This is a genomic window from Natronoarchaeum sp. GCM10025703 (assembly GCF_042661985.1).
In the GTDB taxonomy this organism is placed as follows: domain Archaea; phylum Halobacteriota; class Halobacteria; order Halobacteriales; family Natronoarchaeaceae; genus Natranaeroarchaeum.
This window is the reverse complement of record NZ_JBHSZF010000001.1, coordinates 2,697,124-2,718,428: the sequence shown is the minus strand read 5'-3', so window position 1 is coordinate 2,718,428 and position 21,305 is coordinate 2,697,124. Positions and strand designations below refer to the sequence as shown.

Sequence of the window (21,305 nt, the reverse complement as noted above, 5' to 3'; positions counted from 1 at the left end):
CACCACTGTCCATGATCGATCCAGCCGCGCTCGACGTGGCCGACCCCGAAGAGGCCACACGACAGCGCGACGAACTCGTCGAGCAGGTCCGCGATCACACGGGCAAGATCGCCTATCAGTTGGCGAAGTTCCAGGGCGGCGACTACGGCCAGCAGGAGTTCGAGACCGAGCGCGGGACGTGGACGGTGAAGTACGAGGCCGGTGACCTCCAGTATCTCCGCTTCGAGGGCGGTCGCGGGTTCGAGGTCTACGTCGTCTCGACCAAACAACACCCCGAACCGGAGGCGCTGGCAAAAGCGCTGGAGGACTACGAAGCGTTCGTGGAGTCCTACAACGAGTACGTCCGTTCGCTCGACGGCCTGCTCGACGACGTCGACCCCGAGTACCCACCCGTCGAGACGACCGAGGGCGTCGTCGCGGAGCGGGATCAGCTTCTGAACCGGATCGAGGAGGCGTGTAACCTGATCGCGGGCGAGTTACACCGGTACGAGGGCGGCGACTACGGCACGTTCACGACGCGGGTCGACGGGACGCGCTGGGAACTGAAGTGGGATACGGACGGCGTCTCCTACCTGCGCGCCGGCGGTTCCGGCGGCGTCTACCTCCTCTCGCAGTACGAACCCCCTCTGCCGCGGACGTCCGGAAGTACGCCCCGATGGTGGGCGGCGTCATCGACGCCTACAACGAGCACGTCGCCGACCTCGAATCGGATCTGGCGACCGTCTCGCTGTGAACGGTGACCCGGTTAGCGACGAGTAGCCCCGGCGACCAAACCCCTTTGTCTCACCAGACCAAGCCACGCCTATGTCACAGATCGATGCCGGAACGATCCTTCCGAGCGAGCGGATGCGCCAGCAAGCGCTGGATGGCGAGGTCACACAGATCCACCGCGGACAGGCGTATGCCGAGGCGGGCGACACTTTCACCGTCGACGGCGAGACGTTCGAGATCACCGCGGTCGAGGAGCGAACGCTTGGGGATATGACCGACGCGGACGCTCGGGCGGAGGAGCGGCCGACCTCGACGGCTACAAGGAGATGCTGCGCCAGGCACACGACCACTTCGAGTGGGACGACGACTCCGATATCGTCCGCCACGCCTTCGAGAAGCAGTAGCGCGCGGCCCGAACCGGGTTCGACACCGTCCGGAAACCGTAAACGGTGTGTATCGACCGCCGAAAGATCCCATACGATGTACAGCGACATTCTGCTCCCGACCGACGGCGGCGCGTCGGTCGAGACGGTGCTCGAACACACGATCGACATCGCCGACGCCGAATCGACGACCGCTCACGTCCTCTACGTCATCGACGACGGGGCGTTCCTGACGCTGAAAGACGAGATGAAAGCGGACGTCCTCGAAGACCTGCGGGCAGAGGGCGAACTCGCCGTCTCCGAAGTCGCCGACTCCCTCGAAGACGCCGGTATCGACGTGTCGACGACGATCCGACGCGGATCGCCCGCCGAAACTATCGTCTCCTACGTCGAAGACGCGGACATCGACCTCGTTACGATGGGGACCCAGGCCGACCGGTACACCGAGAACATGCTCGGGAGCACGTCTCAAAAGGTCGTAACGAAGTCGCCAGCCCCGGTGCTCACTGTCAACGTCGCCGAGGAGTAGCTGTCCGTCGCCGTTTTCTCGTAGTTTCCAGTTAGTGGAGAGTTACTTCGCCGTCGTCGATGGTGATGTCGACGAGGCTCGTCACGTCGAACTCGGTATCGTCGAGGCCCGGTTGATCGACTTTCCGGATGACGACACCGACGTCTGCGACCTCCGCACCGATCCCTTCGAGCGCCTCACAGATCGCGCCGAGGGTGCCGCCGGTCGCCAGCAGGTCGTCGATCACGAGCACGCGGTCGCCCGGTTCGACGTCGTTGATGAACATCTCGGACTCGTCGTAGCCAGTCGTCGCGTCGAGGGAGACCTCGCCGTCGAGGCCGTACTCGCGCTTGCGGATGACGACCAGCGGGATGTCGGTCTGCAGGGAGAGCGCGGTCGCGACGTGAATGCCGGTCGCCTCCGGCGCGACGATCTTGTCGACGTCGAGATCGGTCTCGCGCATCAGGCCGATGACGGCCTCGCGCAGCAGCGACGGATCGAGCAACGGGATGCCGTTGCTGATCGGGTGGACCAGATACTCGTAGCCATCCTGGTCGATGATCGGCGCTTCGTGTAGCGACGCTTCGAGTTTCTCCATAGTCACTATTGGAGCAACCGGGCGAAAAGCGATTCGTTGTTGGCCGAGTGAAGCAGTCGTCTGTCCAGATCAGTCGCCGCTCCCGCCACGCGCCTCGTCGAGGGTGACGAACTGATCGATTGGCGGGCCGTGACGGTTCCGCGCGGCCGGATAGATCCGGTGCAGGTCGATCGACTCGCTTCCCAGCACGGCGAAGCCAGCGAAGATGGTCAGGAAACCGACAATCGCCAGCGTCGAGATGGTCTCGCCCAGCAGCGCCCACCCGCCGATAGTCGAGACGACCGGGACGACGTAGAAGACCAGGTTCGCGTGGATCGCGCCCGCCGAGTCGATGAGACCGAAGTACGCGACGTACGCGAGCACACCGGCAAAGAGCGCGACATAGCCAAGCGCCAGGACCGCTTCGGGCGTCCAGACGATGGCGGACAGCGACTCGCCGCTCGCCGTGCTCAGCGAGTGCGTGAGCAGGGCGGCAAAGGGCAGGCCCCATGCGGTTCGGACCGTACTGAGATCGAACTGTTAGCCCGGCGGATCGAGACCGCGCCGAGCGCACCACTGACCGCGGCGGCGAGGAGGATCGCCTTTCCGAACGCATCGCCGCCGAGCAGCAGCGCCGGGGACGGGCCGACGACGAGGATGACGCCACCCAGACCCAGCAACATACCGACCACGCCGCGTGCCGACAGCCGCTCGTCGGAGAGGAGTACGGCGGCGAAGACGGGCGTCAGGATCGGGTTGAGACTGAACACGATTGCGGCAACAGCGCTGGTCGCGTACTGCTGGCCCACGAACAGCAGGGCGTTCGTCAGTCCGATGGCGAGCACGCCGGTCGCGAGGATCCCGGCGACGTCGCCGCGCGTTCTCGGCACCAACTCCCCGCGAGACCGCGTCACGGCCACGTAGCCAAGTAGTACAACCGCCGCGATGTCGAACCGGAGCGCCACGAACGCCAGCGGCGGGAAGTACTCCAGTCCTGCCTTTGCCGCGACGAACGTCCCGCCGAAGAGGAGACTCGACGCCGCAAAAAGAGGAGTGCGCGTCGGTCCATCACGGCGACGGACTCACCCGGCCTGCGAGACGGTCGAATCGTACTGCAAGGAGTACAGAAAACATCTTGTACTGCCGTAGGGGCTGGAGCCTTATAGTGTAATTTAGAAAATGTTTCGGGGGAAGAAAGCCAGCCCTGCCGCGAGAACGCTCCGGGGACTGCAAGCGTTTCACGGTGCGAAAACGGTTTAGCTGACGCTGCTCGAATGCGGGTATGGAATCGGCGCTCGAAGAGATCGAGTTCCTCGCACTCTCGGAGAACCGCGTGCAGGTGCTCCAGCGGCTTGCCGACGGGCGGCGGACCCGCTCCGTGCTCGCCGAGGAGACCGGCGCATCGCAGGCGACGCTTAGCCGCGTACTCGGCGATTTCGAGGCTCGCTCGTGGATCGTCCAGGACGGCGACGAGTACGTCGCCACCGCGACCGGACGGCTCGTCGCCACCGGCTTTACCGACCTCCTGAAGATCATGGAGACGGAGGGCGAACTCCGCGGCATCGTCGAGTATCTCCCCACGCACGCGATGGATTTCGACCTCCAGCGACTCGCCGACGCACAGATCACCCAGCCGACGCAGACCCGGCCCAACGCGCCGCTCAAGCGGTTACTCGACCTGCTCCGCGAGAGCGAGTCGGTCCGGGCGTTCTCGCATGCGTTCAACGAGGGGAGCCTCACCGTCGTCGAAGAGCGGGTCACGGCGGGCGAGCAATCGTTCCAGGCGGTTCTCTCCAGGAGCGCAATCGAGGCGGTCGCCGACGATTCGGAGCTACGATCACAACTGGAGCGACTCCTGCGGACCGAGGACGCATCGATCCGACTCCGCGAAGAGGGGATCCCGCTGGCCGTAACTATCATCGACGATACGGTTCACCTCCTGCTCCGCGACGAAAGCGGCGTGTTGCGCGCCTCGCTGGACACCGACGATCCGGCGGTCCGGTCGTGGGCGAACGACACTTACGACCACTACTGGCGGACCTCGCGGCCGCTCGACCCCGACGAACTGGCCGACTGACGGGTCAGGTCGATTCCGGACGAACGCCGCCACTCCGGCGACGCCGAACCGAGGGTATCACGGGAGTTCGATATCGAGGCCGTACTTCTCGGCGAGAAACGCGTCGACGCGTTTGTCGCAGCCACTGCGGAGGTGCTCGCGTTCCTCGGGCGTGAACGTCGGCACCGAGAACCGGCGGAGGAAGTTCTTCTGATAGCACTGGTAGTCGCCCCGAATGTCCTTGCTCGTCTTCCGCATGTAGTAGTCCATAACCCCGGAGTTGAGCACGGCGTCGAGCACTGCGCCGTTCTCCTCTCGCGGAAAGACCGCGTAGCCGTTGGCGAACAGGGCGGCCTCGCTATCGTGATAGACGAACTGTGGGCCGTCGCTAAACGTCGGCGTGTACAGTCGTTCGCCGACGAATCCGATCCCCTGCTTCCGACCGTACTTGTACCAGGGTTCGTACTCGGCACCGACCCCGTTCTCTCTCGTCGCGAGCACGTCCCGGACGGCCTCGAGATACTCGTGAGCGCGGGGATACGTCGCGGCGAGGTCATCGGGTGGGATCACCTCGTGCTCGACGCGGCGTGTCTTCGCCTCGCCGGGATCCTCCCAGTTCGTGGTCCGGTAGGGACAGATGATGCGCCGGCGATTGTCGACGAGCGCCGACGGGTCGCTAACCGCCGGAATCTTGACCAGTTCGCGACAGAGGTCGCGTTCGACGCGGTACTCCTCGCCGTCGAAAGGAATCGTGTAGTACTCGCCGGTGTGCTCCCCGGCGACCAGCGTGTAGACCTCGTCTTTGAGCGTCGCGACCCCGGTGTGGATGTCGGCGATCCGGTCGAGCGGGCGGTACGACTCGATAGTGTTGATCGCTTCGTAGGCCGGATCGTCGAGCAGTCGCCACTTCTCGGGGTCGAGCGACGAGTAGTTGATCGTGATCGGCTCTAGATCGGCCAGCGCGTCGACGGCGCTCTCGTCGGGCACGCTCACGTACTGGAACTGCCCCTTGCGATGCTGATCGAGAAACGTGATCGCCGTGTAGGTGTTGGCGTCCTCGAACAGCAGTAGCTCACCGAAGTCGACGATCTTCCGGACGTAGGCGTTCTCCTGCAGGAACGCCCGGAGATCACGGGCCGTCAGCGTCGTGAAGTAGTTCAGTGGCGTGATGTAGCCGACAGTTCCGTCCGTCGACACCAACTGAATCGCTAGCTCGACGAAGGGAATGTACGTGTTGAAGTTCCCGGACTCCACCGTCTCGTAGGTGTCGAGCAGATACTCCTTCGTTGGCGCGGACTGGTGCTGGATCCGGACGTAGGGGGATTGCCGACGACGGCGTCGAAGCCGCCGGATGCGACGGTCGGGAACGTCTCGGCCCAGTCCAGCCGGAGGGAGTCGGCCTCGACGAGATTGAACTCGACGTGTTCGGGGTCTTCGCCCCGCGAGAGCGCGTACAGCAGGAGCAGGATCTTCGACTGTCTGACGTTGTTCGCGAACAGGTCCGCGCCGTAGACGTGCGCTTCGAGGAGGTCGACGACCGGGCGATCAGTCCTCCGGTAGAGCCGGTCGGTCGCCTCCAGCAAGAACGCGCCGCCGCCACAGGCCGGATCGCAGACGCGGTCGCCCTGCCCGACCGTTTCTGCGACAATGTACTCGACGATGGACCCCGGCGTGTAGTAGACCCCGTTTAGCTCCCGATCAGCCTCGGGAACCGATAGCTCGAACACGCGGAGAATATCGACCAGCGATGGGCTCTCCCGGTCGAGGAGTTCGCGCGCGATCAGTCGGGCGTCCGCCGCAGCGACCGAGTCTACCAGATCGGCGAGGAAGCGGTTGGCCGGGACGCCGACGCCGAGGTCGTCGAGATACGCCCGTGCCAGTCCGGCCTCGATCCGGTCGAGGCCGAACTCCGCAAGCGCGTCGAGCACGCGCGCCCTGGACTGCTCGCTACCGTGCGAGAGGGCCATCTGTACATAGTATGTGGACGCGTCGAAAGGAGAGTGTACCGGAGCGCGAGGGGTCTCCGAGTTCACCGTTCAGCGGCACGCTAAACTGTCCGGCGTCGAACGGCTACGTGTGAAGTATCTCGGCGTCGACGCGTGTTCGAGCGGGTGGGTCGCAGGCATCCTCGACGACGGTGCGCTCGGCGTAGCGCGCTACGACGACATTGAAACGCTCTGGGCAGCGCACAGCGATGCCGAACGGCTGCTGATCGACATCCCCATCGGACTGCCGGAGACTGGCCGACGGGCTTGCGACAAGGCCGCAAAGGAGTTGCTCGGCGACCGACGCTCCTGCGTGTTTTACACGCCTGCGGGGGCGGTTCTGGACGCCGAGGACTACGCCGACGCGAACGAGCGCAATCGGGAGCAGACCGGCCATGGCCTCTCGAAACAGACCTACAACATCCTGCCAGCAATCGCGGCGGTCCGGGACTTCCTCGCTTCTCACGAGACGGCCCACCGACGCGTCGTCGAGTGTCACCCCGAACTCTGCTTCGCGGCGTTTGCGGGTGGGACGCCGGTCCCCGACTCCAAACACACCGATGCAGGGCTGGCGACCCGCCGCGAACTACTCAGAAACGAACTCGACGACGCCGATGCGGCCTACGAGGCCGCGCTCGACGAGTACTACCGCAAGGATGTGGGTCGTGACGACGTGCTCGACGCGCTGGCGTTGACCGCGGCGGCCCGTGAGGACGCGCTGCTGTCGGTACCCGAAGGGCGTGACCACCGCACCCAGTGGGAAACGATCGCGTATCCGGAATCGCGCCAGTTCGGGGGCGCTACTCCAGATGGTGGTAGTCGAGTTCGTAGCCTTCCTCGACAGCCTCCTGTACTGGCTCGCTCGGGTCGGGGACACCACGCGTTCGCAGTGTAAGACCCGTATCGCCCGCGTCGACGAGGATGTTACGCCGCCAGTCCGGATCGACGTCCGGGTAGTCGGTCCGGTAGTGTGCTCCCCGGGACTCCTCGCGTTTCAGCGCGCTCCGGAGCAGCGCCTCCGCGAGCGTAAGGCTGAACGAGAGATCGATGGCGAACTCGAAGTCACGGCCGGTCCGGTCCCCCTCGATTCGGAGGTCAGTGGTCCGTTCACGGAGCGCTTCGAGTTCGCGCAGGCCCGTACGGAGCGACGACTCGTCGCGCAAGATGCCGGCCTGCTCCCAGAGCACGTCGCCAAGGTCGTCCAGTAACTCTTGGGGGCGTTCCGTGCCGCCGGCCCCGCCGAGTCGTTCCAGCGAGCGGAACTCGCGCTCGGCGAGTGCCCGCGCGGTGGCCGGCAGTTCGCCGTCCGCATCGACCTGCTCGGCGACGTGCTCGCCGACGAGTTTCCCGATAGCGACCGTCTCGGCCAGCGAGTTGCCGCCGAGGCGGTTCGCGCCGTGGACGCCGGCGACCGTCTCGCCGACCGCGTAGAGTCCTTCGATGCCGGTCTCGCCCGTCTCGAAGTCGATGTCGACGCCGCCCATCGAGTAGTGGGCGGTTGGGGCGACCTCCATCGCCTCCTCGGTGATGTCCACGCCCAGATCCGCGAACCGCTCGTACATCTTCGGTAGCCGATCCTTGACGTACTGGTCGTCCCGGTGCGAGATATCGAGATAGACGCCGCCGTTCTCGGTGCCGCGCCCCTCGCGGATCTCGCGGGCGATGGCGCGAGCCACCACGTCGCGGGCGTCGAGTTCCATCTGGTCCGGCGAGTACCGTTCCATGAACCGCTCGCCACTCGCGTTGTACAGCCGACCCCCTCGCCGCGGACGGCCTCTGTGACGAGGCGGCCCGCCCACTCCTCGCCGTAGCGCGCCTCGACCATCCCGGTCGGGTGGAACTGCACGAACTCGGTGTCCATCAGCGACGCGCCCGCTTCGAGCGCCAGCACGGAGCCATCGCCGTTGTTCTCGTCGTCGCGCGAGGAGTGGCGGTTGTACAGCGCGGAGTAGCCGCCAGCCGCGAGGACGACGTGGTCGGCCTCGAACAGGACGAACTCGCCGCTCTCCATCTCGTAGCCGACCGCGCCGTGGACCGCCGCGCCGTCCGAGAGCAGCCGCGTGATCATCACGTTCTCGCGATAGGGGATCGATAGCCCCTGGGCTTTCGAGACGAGCGCCTCCAGCATCGCTTCGCCGGTCCGGTCGCCGACGAAGCAGGTCCGGCGGAACGACTGTGCGCCGAAGTATCGCTGATTGACCTTGCCGTCCTCGGTCCGGTCGAGGCCCATCCCCCACTCGTCGAGTTCCCGGATCCGGTCGGGCATCTCCTGGGTCGTTAACTCGACCGCGGTGGGGTCGTTGATAAAGTGGCCCTCGTCGAGCGTGTCGGCGGCATGAATCGTCCAGTCGTCTTCGGGATCGAGCGATCCCAGCGCGGCGTTGATGCCGCCCGCCGCCCACGTGGTGTGGGCGTCGCCGTGATCGCGTTTCCCGATCACCAGCGGCTCGTGGCCCGCTTCTGCCAGCGAGATAGCCGTGCGGGCACCGGCCGCGCCCGCGCCGACGACGAGTACCGGCGTCTGCACCGTCTCGTACTCCACCGGACGGTCGTCGTCCTCCGGATACGGTCCGGTCGTCGCTCCGTCCTCGTCCCGCGGGGGCAGTTGGCTGTCTGTCATCGCTAGCGTTCAGGGCCGAGCACGGATAAGCCCCTCGCGCATGTGCGCGTGCGCGCACGCTGGCGCCGACACAACGCACATATCTCCGGCGTCCGGAGACACGCTCGATGGCCCGACTTCAGACGATACTGCGAGCCGCCACCGCCGGAAGCCTGCTCGCTGGACTCGTCCACCTGCTCGTCCCCGACCGATTACTGGCGATAGCGGCGTGGGGGTACGACCGGGTGCTCGCCGTCGAGTTCGAGCCGCGAACGAATGCAACGACGCGTGTCAGACTCGTGGGCGTCCTGTTTCTCGTCGGTGCGACAGTACTCGCCCGTCTCGCGCGCGCCAGGTGAGCGTCGCGCCGGGACCGACCCCTCGAACCACCAGAAAAAAGACGGATGACACCTACCGATGGGTATGGATTCGTCTCTCACATCCCTGACAGTGTCGTTGCAGTTCGTCGTCGGCGTTATCGGCGGGGTCATCGCCACGCTGGCGATGGACCGCATCATGGCCGTGCTCCCGGAGGGCGAAACGTCGCCGTTCGTGGCCGCCGGTGTGTTGACCAAAACGACGCCGCGGGCCGCACCGGAACGGCTTGCCACGGTCGTCCACTATCTCGCTGGCGTTCTGACTGGCCCGCTGTTCGTCTGGCTACTCTTCACGACGGAGGGACTGCTCGGCAGCAGTCTCGTCACGACGCTACTCGCCGCATTCGTCCTCTACGTCCTGATGGTCGGCTTCTTCGCCGTCGTCGTGTTGCCACAGGTCGACGTCCATCCGGACCGTACCCGGACGATCCGCCGGGACTGGGCAATTTCGGCCGCGCTCTACGTCGTCGTACTGGTACCGCTCCTCTCGGTCGTGTTCTCGCTGGTATAAGTACGACCGCGTCACGTCCGGGCATGAGGTACAACGTCGCTAACTGGCCGGCCTTGCCGATCAGTCGTCGCCCGTAGCGGCATCGCCCGCCGTCGCGGTGACGTCGCTCGCACTCGGCGACTCGACCGCTTCGGTCGCTTCTGCCTCTGCTTCAGCGCGCGGGAAGTTCTCGATGGTGTCCGCGCGGAACGCGTCCTCGTCGAACTCGTACTCGTTATCGAAGAACTCGAGCAGGGTGTGGGTATCCCGCATGGCGTTTTTCAGGCAGGTCGACGCGCCGGGCGAGGGCGTGATGTTGAAGATCACGTCGTCGCCGATGATCTTCGCCTCGCCCATGTCCAGGGACTTCTCGCTGGTGTCGACTATCTGCGGTCGAACGCCGCCGTAGCCCTTGGCGCGCTCGATATCGTCCAGTTCGACGCTCGGGACGACTTTCTGGACGTTCGGCAGGAACTGCCGGGTGCCGACCTCGGGGAGGTCGTACAGCAGGTTCTTCAGGACGTACGGCAGGAGGGTGCGATCCGCGAGGATGTTGGCGTAACTGAGGAACGAGGCGACGTTTAGCCCGAACACGTCCAGGAAGTCGGGGACGGTCGAGATACGCCCGCGTTCGAGGGCCGGAACGAGTTTTGCCGTCGGACCGAAGCGCGTGACGCCCGGGTCGTGGACGTCCGCGTCGCCGTGGACCGCCGCGAACGGGAGCTTTTTCATCTGAAGGGTGTACACCTTCCCGTTCAGCAGGTCGTCGGCGAGGAAGAAACTCCCCGCGACGGGGAGCAACGCTTTGTCCTCGCCGTAGCCGAGTTCTTTGGCCATCTGGAGGCTATGCGAACCGGCGGCGACGACGGTCGCGTCACAGTCGAACCGGCCCGCATCGGTCGCAATCGTGTAGCCGTCCAGCGTGGGCGTGATATCCGAGACCTCCGTCCCGGTGTAGACGTCGACGTTCGCCTCCTTCTGGGCCTGCTCGACGAAGGACTTGGTCGTCTCGCCGTAGTCGACGACGTAGCCGTCCGGCGTCTGGAGCGCTATCATCTCCTCGTCGGGGTCCCGTTCTTCGACGACTTTCGGCTCTATCTCGCCGATCTCTTCGCGTTCAATCGGGCGCAGTTTCGGGAAGAGGTCGCCGAAGCCCTCCTCGTCGTAACGTTGTTCGAGTTCGTCGACTTCGTCCTCGCCGACGCCCAGCACCATCTTGCTGCGCTTTGCGTGCATCTCGCGGTCGTCATCGTACTGTTCGAGATAGCCTGCGAGTAGCTCTGCGCCCTCCTTTACTTCTTCGGCCTTTTCGAGCGTGTAGTTGGTCTCGATGTCGCCGAAGTGAAGCGTCTGAGAGTTGTTCGTGTGATGAGAGTTGATCGCCGCAATCTCGGATTCCTTCTCGATCAGTGCGATCGATTCGATATCGGTGAACTTCGCTGTCGTATACAGAAGTGACGCACCACTGATTCCGCCGCCGACGATGACAAGGTCGTATTTACCGGTCATATAGAGGTCGTTGTCTTCAGGAGAGGACTCGCCACATATAACTGATGTTCTTTCCGACGAGATGTCGTCGATCGTCGAAGTGGCTATCGACGGCGTTGTTGGCGAGTTTACACGCCGGTTTCGGCCGTCTTACCCTCCGTTGCTCCCTAACGGTATGGTGACGCTCCGCCCGTCTTCGTCGACTGTCGTTCCGTACGGTGCGGAGCGCGTTCGGATCGTCTCCCGGAACCACGCGGCGATCTCCTCGTCGGCCACTGTCGCCTGATAGTCGGCGATTTCTGTCGGAACGAGCCGGAGCGAGTCGGGTTCCCCGTCGACCAGTCCCAGTTCGAAAAGGGCACTGCGTTTGTTGTACACCTCCTCCCTGTGGACGTAGTCGTCGACGAAGTCGCCGGCGTCGTAGATGATCGGCGATCCGCGATACACTTCGACGCCCTGCAGGACGTGTGCGCTGTGGCCGTGGACCACGTCGACGCCCTCGTCGATCAGCCACCGGGCGAACGCCTCGTGCTGGCTCTCCGGCGTTGTGGTCCAGTTCGGTCCCCAGTGCAGGGATGCGACGAGGAGGTCCGGATCGTGCGCCGCTGCACGCTTCAGTGCTGTCCTGACCAGCGCACGGGTCGCAGGAACCGATGGATCGAGTTGCATGTACGCCGATCCTGCGCTCTCTGCCCCGGCACCGAACTCCCCCAGCGATCGGTGAGCGAGAGCATCGCCACCGTCAGGCCGTCGACCGTAGTGACGGCTGGCTCCAGGGCGGCGTCGAGATCGGGTCCTGCTCCGGTGTGTGCGATGTCTGCCCGGTCGAGGTGGGCAGTCGTTTCGAGGAGACCGGTCTCCCCGAAGTCGAGGACGTGGTTGTTCGCGAGTGCCGCTATAGAGGCGTCCGCGGCCGCCAGTGCCGGTCGAGCGAACTCCGGGTCCGACCGGAAGTAGTAGGTCTTGTCCGGCCAGCGCTCGCCGTTCTCGGTGATCGTACACTCAAGATTCACCACCAGGCCGTCGAGCGTGTCCAGTCGATCGAGGGTCGATCCCCAGACGCCGGATGGCTCCGCCCCCTGCCAGTGCTCCGTGACGCCCCGCCCGAGCATCACGTCGCCGACGAAGCCGACGCGGACGTCCGCAGTGCCCTCGCTCGTCGATAGCTCAGCCGTCCGCTTCGGCCCGCTAACGCATCCGGCGATACCGCCAAGCCCGAGGGCCAGCGCCCCGCGACGAGTCGTTCGCATCATCGGTCTATCGGCCGGTATGGGCTTGAAACCCGGTGTTGTTCCGACTGGGTCGTCGCGAAGCCAGCCGACAGGAACAGTATTATGCAGGGTGTCCACAAACACCATAGCTATGTCAGATCCTACTGAAGAAGTCCTGTACGAACGGACAGAGACCCGAAGCCGCAATGGACTCGCCGCCTTCTTTCACCGACTGTCCCGACGCCTCGGGCGGGGCGAACCCGTCCCCGTCGACGAAGGGCAGACCATAACGGTGTCACCGCCCGAGGAGTCCGAACTGGAGGTCGAAATCGAACGCGAGGGCGATCAGTTGAGCCTCGCAATCGAACTGGAGTGGGATGAGGGTGAGAACGACGTCGAAACGGCGGTAGTGGCGAGCAAGGCGACGTTCGAGGTATACGAAGACAATGCGGGCCAGTGGCGCTGGCGACTCGTCCACAGGAACGGCAACATCATCGCCGATGGGAGCGAGGGTTATGCCTCGAAACAGAAGGTCAAACAGGGCCTCGGGAGCGTCAAGAAGAACGTCGCGGGCGCGAACGTGGTCGACCAGTCCAAAGACGAACCTGTCGAGACCGATGCGGCGGGAAGCGACGCCACGGCGGAGCTATTCGCCGACAATCAGGGCAAGTGGCGCTGGCGACTCGTCCACGACAACGGCAACATCATCGCGGACAGCGGACAGGGCTACGCCTCCAAACAGAAAGCCAAACAGGGGTTACAGAGCGTGAAGACGAACGCACCGGGCGCGCCCGTCGAGGAGCAGGATTGAGGCAGTCGTTCCGGCCGTGCTGTGCCGTCGTACCAAACCGAGCCACTCCCCGTAGCTGATCGTACCGAACGCTGAATACGCTGGACTCTCTCTGAAACGTATGCACCGGACGTTGACTAACTGGCAATCAAACGATTATCTCTCGAATACTGTTGGAAAGTATTATGAAAGTCTCACTGGCCAGGCGTACCGATGAGACGCGACTCGAACGACGAAGTCCGATCGGACCCGTCGGCCGAGAGCGTGCTCTCGCGAATCGACGATCCGATCCTCGCGTACGACGAGCGACTCGCCGAGACGTTTCGCAACGCACCGGCCGACGAACTGCTGTCACAGGCCTCTGTCACTGGCGAGGGCGGGGCGTTCGACTCGCTGGTAGCGCTACTCGACGACGATGTCAGGGGTCAGTGTCGGCGGTCGTTGGAAAGGAAGGAGTCGGTACGCTTCGAGGCGTACGCCGACGAGGTCGATTCCTGGTTTCAGGTCCGGATCCATCCCTCCGCGGATGGCGTGACACTCTGTCTCCGCGAGAGCGGCAAGAATCGACCGGCCCAGACTTCGGATTCGTGTCTCTCCGGCGCGATGGAGGCCTCGATAGACGGGATGGCGATTCTCGACGAGAACCGCGAGTTCGTCTACCTCAACCGGGCGCACGCGACGATTTACGGCTACGAGGACCCCGAAGAGCTGGTCGGGCGATCCTGGACCGGCCTCTACAACGAGGGCGAGAGAGAGCGTTTCCAGTCCGAGATCTTTCCGACGGTCGACGCGAGCGGAAACTGGCGCGGCGAGGCGACGGGCGTCCGTGCGGACGGAACGACGTTTCCCCAGGAAGTGTCACTGACTGGACGGCCGGATGGAAGTCTCGTCTGTGCCGTTCGGGACATTAGCGAGCGAAAGCGCCAAGAACGTGATAGAACGCGATTGTTGGCGGATTACGAGTCGATCATGGAGAACGCGGACGATGCGATCTTCCTGTTCGACGTCGATGGCGACGAGTCGGATCCGACGTTCCGCTACCGGCAACTGAGCGCTTCCCACGAGGCAAAGAGCGGTCTCGAAACGGAGTCGATCAGAGGAAAAACGCCGCGAGACGTTCTGGACGATGAGGTCGCCGCGGAGGTCGAAGCGAACTACAGACGCTGTGTGACCGCTCGCGAGCGGATCTCCTACGAGGAGACCCTTTCGCTTCCCGCAGGTACCCGAACCTGGCAGACGACGCTCGTCCCGGTCGTGGTCGACGACGAGGTCGTCCGAGTCGTCGGTAGTGCCCGTGACGTGACAGAACACGTCGAACAGGAACAGGAGCTACGCGAACTGAAAGAACGGCTCGATCTGGCGATCCGAGGAGCGGAACTCGGCGTCTGGGACTGGAACGTCGAGACCGACGCAGTGGAGTTCAACGAGCAGTGGGCTTCGATGCTCGGGTTCTCACCCGCGGAACTCGACTCGCATCTCGATACGTGGGAAGAACGTGTGCATCCGGCGGATATGGAACGGGTCGAGGAGCAACTGAGCGCTCATCTCACCGGCGAAACGGAACTGTACGACTGCGAGCATCGGATGCAGACGAAAGCCGGCGACTGGAAGTGGATCAGAGACGTCGGCAAGGTCGTCGAGCGCGACGACGACGGGGAGCCAAAGCGTGCGGTCGGCATCCATCTCGATATCACCGAGCACAAGAAGTACGAAGAGACTATCGAGCGGACGCGCGAACAGCTCCGCCAGATCGTCGATCTGGTGCCCGACCTGCTGTTCGCCAAAAACAGGGACGGCGAGTATATTCTCGCCAACGAAGCGACTGCGGCGTCGTACGGACTGACACCCGACGAGGTCGAGGGGAAAACCGACTCGGAGATCCTGCCTGACGCCGACCAGTCCGAGAACTTCCAGGCGGACGACCTGCGAGTGATCGAGTCCGGCGAAGCGCTGGAGATTCCCGAAGAAGAGTTGACCACCGCCGACGGCGAGACGCGGGTTCTCCGCACGACCAAGCTCCCCTATACGGTCGCCGGAACCGACCAAGACGCGGTGCTCGGCTACGCTCGTGATATTACCGATCTCAAAACCTACGAGTCACGGATCGAGACCCAACGGGACAATCTGGAGATCCTTAACCGGATCGTCCATCACGATATCCGGAACAAGCTTCAGTTGGTCTCCGCGTACGCCCAGGCGCTTGAAGACGACCTCGACGGCAAGCAGGCGGAGTATCTCGAACAGATCCTGCGCGCTGGCGACGAAGCCATCGATATCACGACGTCGGCCAAGGAGATGACCGACATCCTGCTCCAGAGCGAGTCGGAACTGGTGTCGAAACGGTTATCGACGGCGCTTCACGAGCAGATCGAGGACACCCGATCCGACTTCCGGGCGGCAGTGGTTCGGCTCGACGGCTCACTTTCGGATGTCGTCGTCACCGCCGACGACATGCTCGACTCCGTCTTTCGGAACCTGCTACAGAACGCCGTCCTCCACAACGACTCCGACGTTCCCGAGATCGAGGTTTCGACGACCGAATTCGAGGACCGGGTCCGGATCTCGATTGCGGACAACGGCCCCGGCGTGCCGGACGACCTCAAGGACGAGATATTCGACGAGGGCGAACAGGGTCTGGATAGCGAGGGGTCCGGGCTTGGACTGTATCTCGTCCGGACGCTCGTCGACCGATACGGCGGCGATATCCGGGTCGAGGACAACGATTCCGGCGGTGCGACGTTCGTTGTAGAGCTTGCACGCGCCGAGTAGCCACTCCGAGACTGTGACTCCGGCGGGCCGAGTCCGATCCGGATCCAGCCGGGAGATGGCTCCCTATCGCTCGGCTCAGACGGGGTCGGTCTCGTGCAAGAACGTCTGGACCTCGACGGTCCGTCCCTCGGGGTCCTCGGCGAAGCACTGGTAGATGCGGTAGCGCTCGTTCTCGGCGGGAGGCTCCTCCGAGACGTGGCCGAGACGCTCGTACAGTTCGTCGACTGCCCGCTTCGAGTCGACGACGAACGTGATCGTTCCATCGGTTTCGGCCGTCTCGCGCTCGCAGAAGCCAAAGAGCATGTTGTCGTACTGCAGGATCGTACAGTCCGGCTGGTCGAGCCAGCGCTCCGCATCGAGCGTCTCGACGTAGAACTCGACGACTTCAGTGAGCGATTCGGTCCCAAAGAAGACGATTCCGGCCATACCCCCACCGTCGGGTGCTCCCGATTAATGTGTTCGGGTCGCGGTGATCGCTATCTTCCTCGGTGTCCCGTGATTCAGAACTGGCCCAGAATGCTCCCGTCGGCGTACGTCTGCTCGTACTCGGCGTCGTCCGCCAGCAGGATCAGGATACCCTCGATAAGGCCGATGACGGCGGGAATACCGGTCCAGAAGAAACACAGGTAGAGCACGCCGTACTTGATGTTCCCCTGGTAGAACTTGTGGACGCCGATGCCTCCGAGCAGCAGGGCGAAGATGCCGGACACGACCTTGTCACTGCTCGGGTCGGCCATACCGGGCTGTCGCACCCCGCACTCCGGGCAGATCTCTGCCCGCCTGTTGATCAGTTCGCCGCACTCCGTGCAGTACTTCTGGTTCTCGTCTCGGGTCATGTGCTCGCCTTCGGGCGTCGCCGGCTGGTCGACACCACACTCAGGACAGAGATCTGCGTCCTCGGCTATCTGCTCACCGCAGTTGGTGCAGTAGTTCACGATGGATGGCATTTGTCGAAGCAGTTACAAAGTAGTACTCATCGGGCCTCAGTTCCGGTCAGCGACAGCGAGAGCAGTGCGCCAGCGACCATCGCATAGCTGATGCCGACCGCAACTATGCGGAAATCCCCCGCCAGAACCACTCGATAGAGGCCGACTCCGTAGCCGTAGCCGAGCAGCAATCCCGTCGCCGTCCGGACGGCGTTGTAACCGCGCCGACCGGTAAACGTCGTCACCGTCCAGTCGACGAGCGCCGGCAGTGGGAAGGCGATCACGATGGCCAGCGCGAGCGTCGGCGACCCGCCGACTCCGGACAGCGCGGCGAGGATGCCGGGATAGATCCCGGTACACCGCGCACAGAGCCTGATCCGTCGACCGCGGAGCCTGGGCGAGTAACACCGACATCGCTCGGACGGTTCGTGGTGAGAGAGGAGATACGGCCACGTCCGTGCCAGCCCCTTTCGTAGCTCTTCACGGTCGAGCGTCACATCCCGGCGTTCGAGGACGACGGAGAAAAGTCGTCCGCAATCGCTGGCGCGGTCGCCGCCGACGCTCTGGTGGGTGAGCCTCGCCGACCGGTCTTGGCTCGTGCGGACTCTTCGCCGTTCAGGCGTCGTTCGAGAACGAGGTCACCACCGCAGTCGGCGACATACTCGTCGAGTTCGTCGATAGCCAGTCGGAGGCGAGCACAGTGGAGGCTTCTGACGATGCCGCAGTTAAACGTCCAATCGAACCCTGAATCCGTCCCGTCGAAACCCGTGGTATCGACCTGCTACGGCTCTTTCGTGGGTATGCGGAGCGTGACGCTCGTTCCGTCCGGTGTGGCGCCGACGGAGATGTCGCCGCCCGCCTGTTTGACGAGCGTTCGGACCATCCATAGTCCGAGACTTCCGCCGTGGTTCAACGAGGTCTCCTCACCGGTTTCGAGCACTTCGGCTTCCATCTCCGGGAGGCCGGGGCCGTCGTCGACAACGTCGATACTGACCCAGTTTTCCTCCGGGCGGGATAGGTATACCTCGACCCGGCCATCCGGCCGCGCCACGGCTTCGCTGGCGTTTTCGATCAGTTCCCGGAGGGCTTCTGCGATGTCTGCCGGGATATCTACTGCCTCGACAGCGGTGTCGCTCTCGACTGTCACGTCCAGGAGGGCGTCGCTGGCCGCCGCGACAGCGTCGTCGACGAGCGTCGCGGCGTCTTCCCGCGACCGCTCCCCTCCTGGTTCCGAAACACCCGTCGGATCTTGGTCATACTGGCGCTCATCTGCTTCCAGCGGTCGAGCACGGATTCGAGGATTTCGAGATACTCCGCCTTCGTATCCGGATCCGTCTCCTCGGCGAGCAGTTGCGTGTAGCCCTCGACCTTCGTCAGGTCGTTGCGCATATTGTGACGCATCACTCGTTGCATCACCTCTAGATGCTGGCGCTGTTGGCGTTGTTGCGTAATGTCGCGCCCCTCGACGATGACGAGTGAGACCTCGCCGTCCTCGTCAGTTATCGGCTTCGCCGAGAAGTCGAGTGTTGCAAGACCGTCGACACCCTTGGCGCCGGTCTCGTAGCGCACGAACTCCCCGTCAGCAGCGCGTTCTACTGCGTCCCGGATGTCGTCGCTCGTCTCCTCGGAGTGCGTCCACCATGGGGCTTCGTAAAACCGCTCACCGACGACTGCCTCGCGGTCGAACCCGCCGAACTCGAGTGCGGACTCGTTGGCCTCGATAACCGTCCCGTCGGGGTCGAGCAGGCCGGTGAACTGGAACGTCTGATTGAATATCCCCTCGAACTGTCGGGCCTGTTCCTTGCTGTCGGTCACGTCACGGAGATACAGCAATACGCCGTCGATAGCGTCGTCGTCCGTCATGTCTCGACACTGGCCTTCGACGTTCAGCCAGTCCCCATCGCCCGAGCGGAACCGACACTCTGCCTCCGCGCTGTCCACCTCGCCCTCGAGGGCGCTGAAGAAGTGTTCCATGGCCTCTTCGCGCCCACTGGGGTGCAGGTAGTCGAAGAGGTTCTCGCCGACGAGGTCGTCCGGGTCGTGGCCGAGCACGCGGTCAGCGGAACCGCTGACGTACGTCAGATCCCCGTCCGGGCCGAGAATCGACACCACGTCGTCGGACTCCTCGACGAACTGTTCTGTCCGACGGCGCTGTCGGCGGCGGTCCGTCATGTCTCGAACGATCATCGCATAGCCCCGGGACGCCCCAGCCTCGGTCTCCAGTAACGCATAGCGGATGTCGGCGTAGAACTCCGAGCCATCGGCGCGAACGCGCCAGCCCTCGTGGGCGCTCTCGCCGGCGATGCGGGCCTGCTGGAGTAACCGATCCGAAAGTCCAGACGCACGGTCGGACTCCGGATGGAATCGTGCCATCGACATCCCGACAGCGGTCTCGGCATCGTAGCCGAAGAGGGTCTTCGCGCCCTCGTTCCAGGTCTCGATGTCGTTCTACACGACCCCTCGCAGTGAGTGATGAAGCTCTTTGTGTGTCACCGAGAAGAGAGGTGTAGGAATGACTCGCCAGGACGACCGCGACCGCTTCTATACGTTACTCGGCGACCTCGAGCACGGAGTCGGTGGCCCACAAAAGCTCAAACACTGCACCGGCTACATGAACTGGCCCGACCGCGGTGTCTACTTCTTCCTCGAACCGGGCGAGACCTACGAATCGACCGATCAGTTCCGAGTCGCCCGTATCGGCACACATGCGGTGTCCGAAGGGAGCAGTACGACGCTCTGGGACAGGCTCAAACAGCACTACGGAACGGGAAGCGGGAGTTCCGAGCACCCACACGGGGGAACCATCGCGGCTCTGTCTATCGAAAACGTGTCGGCGAAGCGATCATCGAGAAACACGACCTCCACGCCGACTACCCCGACTGGGACGAACGCTGGTCGAGCATCGAGCGTGATCGGTCGGCGGTCCGGGACGCGGAGTACATCCTCGAACGGCGCGTCAGTGCGTACATCCGAGACCAGCCGTTTCTCTGGGTTGCTCTCGACGACGAACCGAGTGCCGATAGTGACCGGGCATACCTCGAACGGAACGCCATCGCCCTCCTCAGCGACTTCGAGGAGCGCTCGACCGACCCGCGAGCGGATTGCTGGCTCGGTCGATACAGCACCAGTCCGGAGATCCGAGCATCGGGGCTCTGGAACGTGCAACACGTCGACGAGCAGTACGACGAGGAGTTCCTGGACCTGTTCGAGACCGCCAGCAGCGAGACAGCCCCGCTCTAGCGGTCGATCGGCCCGTCATCCCAACGCTCTTGATCGATCGATCTGATATCCACATATGCAGATCCGCCGTGTCCCTACCGAAGAGGCAGATCTACGCCGTTTTATCGAGGAGTGCTGGTTGCCCTATCACGAGGGATTGAGCGATGCTGTCGCCGCCCACACCCTGATCGAGGACGTCGATATCGAGGCGGTAGTACAGCACCACCTCGACCTGCTCGATGCACCGTCGGATCGGCTGTGGGTCGCACTCGAGGACGGCATCGACCGACCGGCGCCACTTTCGACGGTCGATGCGACCTTTGCCGGGTTCGTGAAAACGAGTCTCGCACCGTCTCCCGACGAATTCGACTGGCCTGACAGGCTCCAGGTGGCCGACATCTGGGTTCGCGAGTCATATCGTGGATCGGGACTCGCTGACGACCTGATCGCACGTGCGATCCAGCAGGCGCGCGAAGACGGCTGTAAGGAGTTGACGCTCGATGTCGCAATCGAGAACGAGCGCGCCATCGGCTACTACGAACGTCTCGGCTTCGAGGCTCAGGGCTATCGAATGCGCGTCCCGCTGTCTGCGGTCACGCTAGAGGCCGGCGACGGTTACTCGACGACTGGCGATCATTCGTCCGTTCGTCTCCGCCGGCTTCGAGTCGAGAACGCGGCTATCCAGCGGTTCTTCGACGAGTGCTGGGTCCCGTTCTGGCAGGAGTTGGGCGCTGCCGTCGGTGAGCAACACCTCAGTTCGGATCTGGACCGGGAGGCCGTCGTCGAGGACCTGCTCGAAGAGTACGATGTCCCGGATCGGCGGGCCTGGATCGCTCTCGACGACGTGAACGATTCTACGGTCGGCCTCGACCGGATCGATGCCGTCTTTGCTGGCTGGCTGAATGCTGGACTCGAACCGACCGACGAGTTCCTCGACCCGGCGAAACGGCTGTTCATCGGAAACCTGTACGTCGGCCCCGCTTACAGGGGGTCGGGATTCGCCGACCGTCTGATAGCGCGGGCGATCCAGTACGCACGGGAGGAGGGCTGTGTCGAACTCTCGCTGGGAGTGGAAGCGGACAACGACCGAGCGATGGCATACTACGAGAAACTCGGCTTCGAACCGGACCGACAGCGGATGGCCGTTCCCATCGATGCAGTCGAGATATAACGGGTTCACACGGAGCCACGTCGAATTAAACCGACGACGATCTGT

At 63.8% G+C, this 21,305-nt stretch carries 20 protein-coding genes and 5 pseudogenes; 10 read left to right on the top strand and 15 right to left on the bottom strand.

Annotation, left to right across the window (positions count from 1 at the left end):
• The first annotated feature begins 11 nt into the window (after positions 1-11).
• From ACFQH2_RS15215 to ACFQH2_RS15205, 3 genes and pseudogenes are all read left to right on the top strand, one after another.
• Positions 12-733 (top strand): annotated as a pseudogene (locus ACFQH2_RS15215) (hypothetical protein).
• 71 nt (positions 734-804) lie between these two features.
• Positions 805-1,115, top strand: a pseudogene (locus ACFQH2_RS15210) (ASCH domain-containing protein).
• Between the two features lie 76 nt (positions 1,116-1,191).
• Positions 1,192-1,623 (top strand): universal stress protein, encoded by a 432-nt coding sequence (locus ACFQH2_RS15205; protein ID WP_377055032.1) that lies wholly within the window; start codon positions 1,192-1,194, stop codon positions 1,621-1,623.
• Between the two features lie 31 nt (positions 1,624-1,654).
• Here ACFQH2_RS15205 and hpt read toward each other — a convergent pair whose 3' ends face one another.
• Both hpt and ACFQH2_RS15195 read right to left on the bottom strand, forming a co-directional pair.
• Positions 1,655-2,200, bottom strand: coding sequence for a hypoxanthine/guanine phosphoribosyltransferase (hpt, locus tag ACFQH2_RS15200; RefSeq protein ID WP_377055030.1), 546 nt, complete (start codon positions 2,198-2,200; stop codon positions 1,655-1,657).
• Between the two features lie 69 nt (positions 2,201-2,269).
• Positions 2,270-3,228, bottom strand: a pseudogene (locus tag ACFQH2_RS15195) (DMT family transporter); the annotation flags it as partial.
• A 233-nt stretch (positions 3,229-3,461) separates the two neighbouring features.
• On the opposite strand from ACFQH2_RS15195, the gene ACFQH2_RS15190 reads away from it, so the two are divergent.
• On the top strand, positions 3,462-4,256 hold the full coding sequence (locus ACFQH2_RS15190; protein WP_377055026.1) for a helix-turn-helix transcriptional regulator: 795 nt from the start codon (positions 3,462-3,464) through the stop codon (positions 4,254-4,256).
• 57 nt (positions 4,257-4,313) lie between these two features.
• On the opposite strand, the gene ACFQH2_RS15185 is transcribed toward ACFQH2_RS15190, so the two are convergent.
• Both ACFQH2_RS15185 and ACFQH2_RS15180 read right to left on the bottom strand, forming a co-directional pair.
• Positions 4,314-5,489 carry an Eco57I restriction-modification methylase domain-containing protein gene (locus tag ACFQH2_RS15185; RefSeq protein ID WP_377076896.1) on the bottom strand — a complete coding sequence of 392 codons (1,176 nt, stop codon included), beginning with the start codon at positions 5,487-5,489 and terminating at the stop codon, positions 4,314-4,316.
• Positions 5,444-6,202, bottom strand: a complete 759-nt coding sequence (locus ACFQH2_RS15180; protein WP_377076895.1) for an N-6 DNA methylase — start codon at positions 6,200-6,202, stop codon at positions 5,444-5,446. The genes ACFQH2_RS15185 and ACFQH2_RS15180 overlap by 46 nt, the downstream gene beginning before the upstream one ends.
• Before the next feature lie 109 nt (positions 6,203-6,311).
• Between ACFQH2_RS15180 and ACFQH2_RS15175 the strand changes: the two genes are divergently transcribed.
• The gene (locus ACFQH2_RS15175) at positions 6,312-7,115 is read left to right on the top strand and encodes a DUF429 domain-containing protein (protein WP_377076894.1); all 804 of its coding nucleotides are present in this window, start codon (positions 6,312-6,314) and stop codon (positions 7,113-7,115) included.
• On the opposite strand, the gene ACFQH2_RS15170 is transcribed toward ACFQH2_RS15175, so the two are convergent.
• Both ACFQH2_RS15170 and ACFQH2_RS15165 read right to left on the bottom strand, forming a co-directional pair.
• On the bottom strand, positions 7,021-7,407 hold the full coding sequence (locus tag ACFQH2_RS15170; protein WP_377077007.1) for a hypothetical protein: 387 nt from the start codon (positions 7,405-7,407) through the stop codon (positions 7,021-7,023). The two genes, ACFQH2_RS15175 and ACFQH2_RS15170, sit on opposite strands and share 95 nt — an antisense overlap.
• A gap of 240 nt (positions 7,408-7,647) precedes the next feature.
• Positions 7,648-8,840: pseudogene (locus ACFQH2_RS15165) on the bottom strand (FAD-dependent oxidoreductase); the annotation flags it as partial.
• A 107-nt stretch (positions 8,841-8,947) separates the two neighbouring features.
• On the opposite strand from ACFQH2_RS15165, the gene ACFQH2_RS15160 reads away from it, so the two are divergent.
• Together ACFQH2_RS15160 and ACFQH2_RS15155 are read left to right on the top strand one after the other, a co-directional pair.
• Entirely contained in the window at positions 8,948-9,178 is a 231-nt protein-coding gene (locus ACFQH2_RS15160; RefSeq protein WP_377055018.1) for a hypothetical protein, read from the top strand.
• 58 nt (positions 9,179-9,236) lie between these two features.
• Positions 9,237-9,707 (top strand): hypothetical protein, encoded by a 471-nt coding sequence (locus ACFQH2_RS15155; protein ID WP_377076893.1) that lies wholly within the window; start codon positions 9,237-9,239, stop codon positions 9,705-9,707.
• Between the two features lie 60 nt (positions 9,708-9,767).
• Here ACFQH2_RS15155 and ACFQH2_RS15150 read toward each other — a convergent pair whose 3' ends face one another.
• A complete protein-coding gene (locus ACFQH2_RS15150; RefSeq protein ID WP_377055015.1) occupies positions 9,768-11,195 on the bottom strand; it encodes an FAD-dependent oxidoreductase in 1,428 nt (475 codons plus the stop codon).
• 129 nt (positions 11,196-11,324) lie between these two features.
• Positions 11,325-12,424 (bottom strand): annotated as a pseudogene (locus ACFQH2_RS19875) (CapA family protein).
• Positions 12,425-12,536: 112 nt separating this feature from the next.
• Between ACFQH2_RS19875 and ACFQH2_RS15135 the strand changes: the two are divergent.
• Positions 12,537-13,196, top strand: a complete 660-nt coding sequence (locus tag ACFQH2_RS15135; RefSeq protein ID WP_377055011.1) for an HVO_2922 family protein — start codon at positions 12,537-12,539, stop codon at positions 13,194-13,196.
• Between the two features lie 192 nt (positions 13,197-13,388).
• Positions 13,389-15,944, top strand: a complete 2,556-nt coding sequence (locus ACFQH2_RS15130; RefSeq protein ID WP_377055009.1) for a PAS domain-containing protein — start codon at positions 13,389-13,391, stop codon at positions 15,942-15,944.
• A 75-nt stretch (positions 15,945-16,019) separates the two neighbouring features.
• On the opposite strand, the gene ACFQH2_RS15125 is transcribed toward ACFQH2_RS15130, so the two are convergent.
• From ACFQH2_RS15125 to ACFQH2_RS15095, 7 genes are all read right to left on the bottom strand, one after another.
• A complete protein-coding gene (locus ACFQH2_RS15125; protein WP_377055007.1) occupies positions 16,020-16,370 on the bottom strand; it encodes a VOC family protein in 351 nt (116 codons plus the stop codon).
• Positions 16,371-16,444: 74 nt separating this feature from the next.
• Entirely contained in the window at positions 16,445-16,879 is a 435-nt protein-coding gene (locus ACFQH2_RS15120) for an NINE protein (protein WP_377055005.1), read from the bottom strand.
• Between the two features lie 38 nt (positions 16,880-16,917).
• Positions 16,918-17,367: a DUF2085 domain-containing protein gene (locus tag ACFQH2_RS15115; RefSeq protein WP_377055003.1), complete on the bottom strand. Its 450-nt coding sequence runs from the start codon at positions 17,365-17,367 to the stop codon at positions 16,918-16,920.
• A 284-nt stretch (positions 17,368-17,651) separates the two neighbouring features.
• Positions 17,652-18,017, bottom strand: a complete 366-nt coding sequence (locus ACFQH2_RS15110; protein WP_377076890.1) for an ATP-binding protein — start codon at positions 18,015-18,017, stop codon at positions 17,652-17,654.
• On the bottom strand, positions 18,014-19,312 hold the full coding sequence (locus ACFQH2_RS15105; RefSeq protein ID WP_377077006.1) for a PAS domain S-box protein: 1,299 nt from the start codon (positions 19,310-19,312) through the stop codon (positions 18,014-18,016). The genes ACFQH2_RS15110 and ACFQH2_RS15105 overlap by 4 nt, the downstream gene beginning before the upstream one ends.
• A 106-nt stretch (positions 19,313-19,418) precedes the next feature.
• The gene (locus ACFQH2_RS15100) at positions 19,419-19,577 is read right to left on the bottom strand and encodes a hypothetical protein (RefSeq protein WP_377076889.1); all 159 of its coding nucleotides are present in this window, start codon (positions 19,575-19,577) and stop codon (positions 19,419-19,421) included.
• A 50-nt stretch (positions 19,578-19,627) separates the two neighbouring features.
• Positions 19,628-20,035, bottom strand: coding sequence for a hypothetical protein (locus tag ACFQH2_RS15095; protein WP_377076888.1), 408 nt, complete (start codon positions 20,033-20,035; stop codon positions 19,628-19,630).
• A 130-nt stretch (positions 20,036-20,165) separates the two neighbouring features.
• On the opposite strand from ACFQH2_RS15095, the gene ACFQH2_RS15090 reads away from it, so the two are divergent.
• On the top strand, positions 20,166-21,260 hold the full coding sequence (locus tag ACFQH2_RS15090; RefSeq protein ID WP_377054999.1) for a GNAT family N-acetyltransferase: 1,095 nt from the start codon (positions 20,166-20,168) through the stop codon (positions 21,258-21,260).
• Positions 21,261-21,305: the final 45 nt, after the last annotated feature.

Excerpts from the sequence above, each read along its gene's own strand:
- ACFQH2_RS15180 (WP_377076895.1), bottom strand. The coding sequence starts at position 6,202 with ATGGCCCTCTCGCACGGTAGCGAGCAGTCCAGGGCGCGCGTGCTCGAC.
- ACFQH2_RS15155 (WP_377076893.1), top strand. The coding sequence starts at position 9,237 with ATGGGTATGGATTCGTCTCTCACATCCCTGACAGTGTCGTTGCAGTTC.
- ACFQH2_RS15135 (WP_377055011.1), top strand. The coding sequence starts at position 12,537 with ATGTCAGATCCTACTGAAGAAGTCCTGTACGAACGGACAGAGACCCGA.
- ACFQH2_RS15090 (WP_377054999.1), top strand. The coding sequence starts at position 20,166 with ATGCAGATCCGCCGTGTCCCTACCGAAGAGGCAGATCTACGCCGTTTT.
- ACFQH2_RS15160 (WP_377055018.1), top strand. The coding sequence starts at position 8,948 with ATGGCCCGACTTCAGACGATACTGCGAGCCGCCACCGCCGGAAGCCTG.
- ACFQH2_RS15130 (WP_377055009.1), top strand. The coding sequence starts at position 13,389 with ATGAGACGCGACTCGAACGACGAAGTCCGATCGGACCCGTCGGCCGAG.
- ACFQH2_RS15150 (WP_377055015.1), bottom strand. The coding sequence starts at position 11,195 with ATGACCGGTAAATACGACCTTGTCATCGTCGGCGGCGGAATCAGTGGT.
- ACFQH2_RS15205 (WP_377055032.1), top strand. The coding sequence starts at position 1,192 with ATGTACAGCGACATTCTGCTCCCGACCGACGGCGGCGCGTCGGTCGAG.
- ACFQH2_RS15125 (WP_377055007.1), bottom strand. The coding sequence starts at position 16,370 with ATGGCCGGAATCGTCTTCTTTGGGACCGAATCGCTCACTGAAGTCGTC.
- ACFQH2_RS15100 (WP_377076889.1), bottom strand. The coding sequence starts at position 19,577 with ATGTGTGCCGATACGGGCGACTCGGAACTGATCGGTCGATTCGTAGGT.
- hpt (WP_377055030.1), bottom strand. The coding sequence starts at position 2,200 with ATGGAGAAACTCGAAGCGTCGCTACACGAAGCGCCGATCATCGACCAG.
- ACFQH2_RS15190 (WP_377055026.1), top strand. The coding sequence starts at position 3,462 with ATGGAATCGGCGCTCGAAGAGATCGAGTTCCTCGCACTCTCGGAGAAC.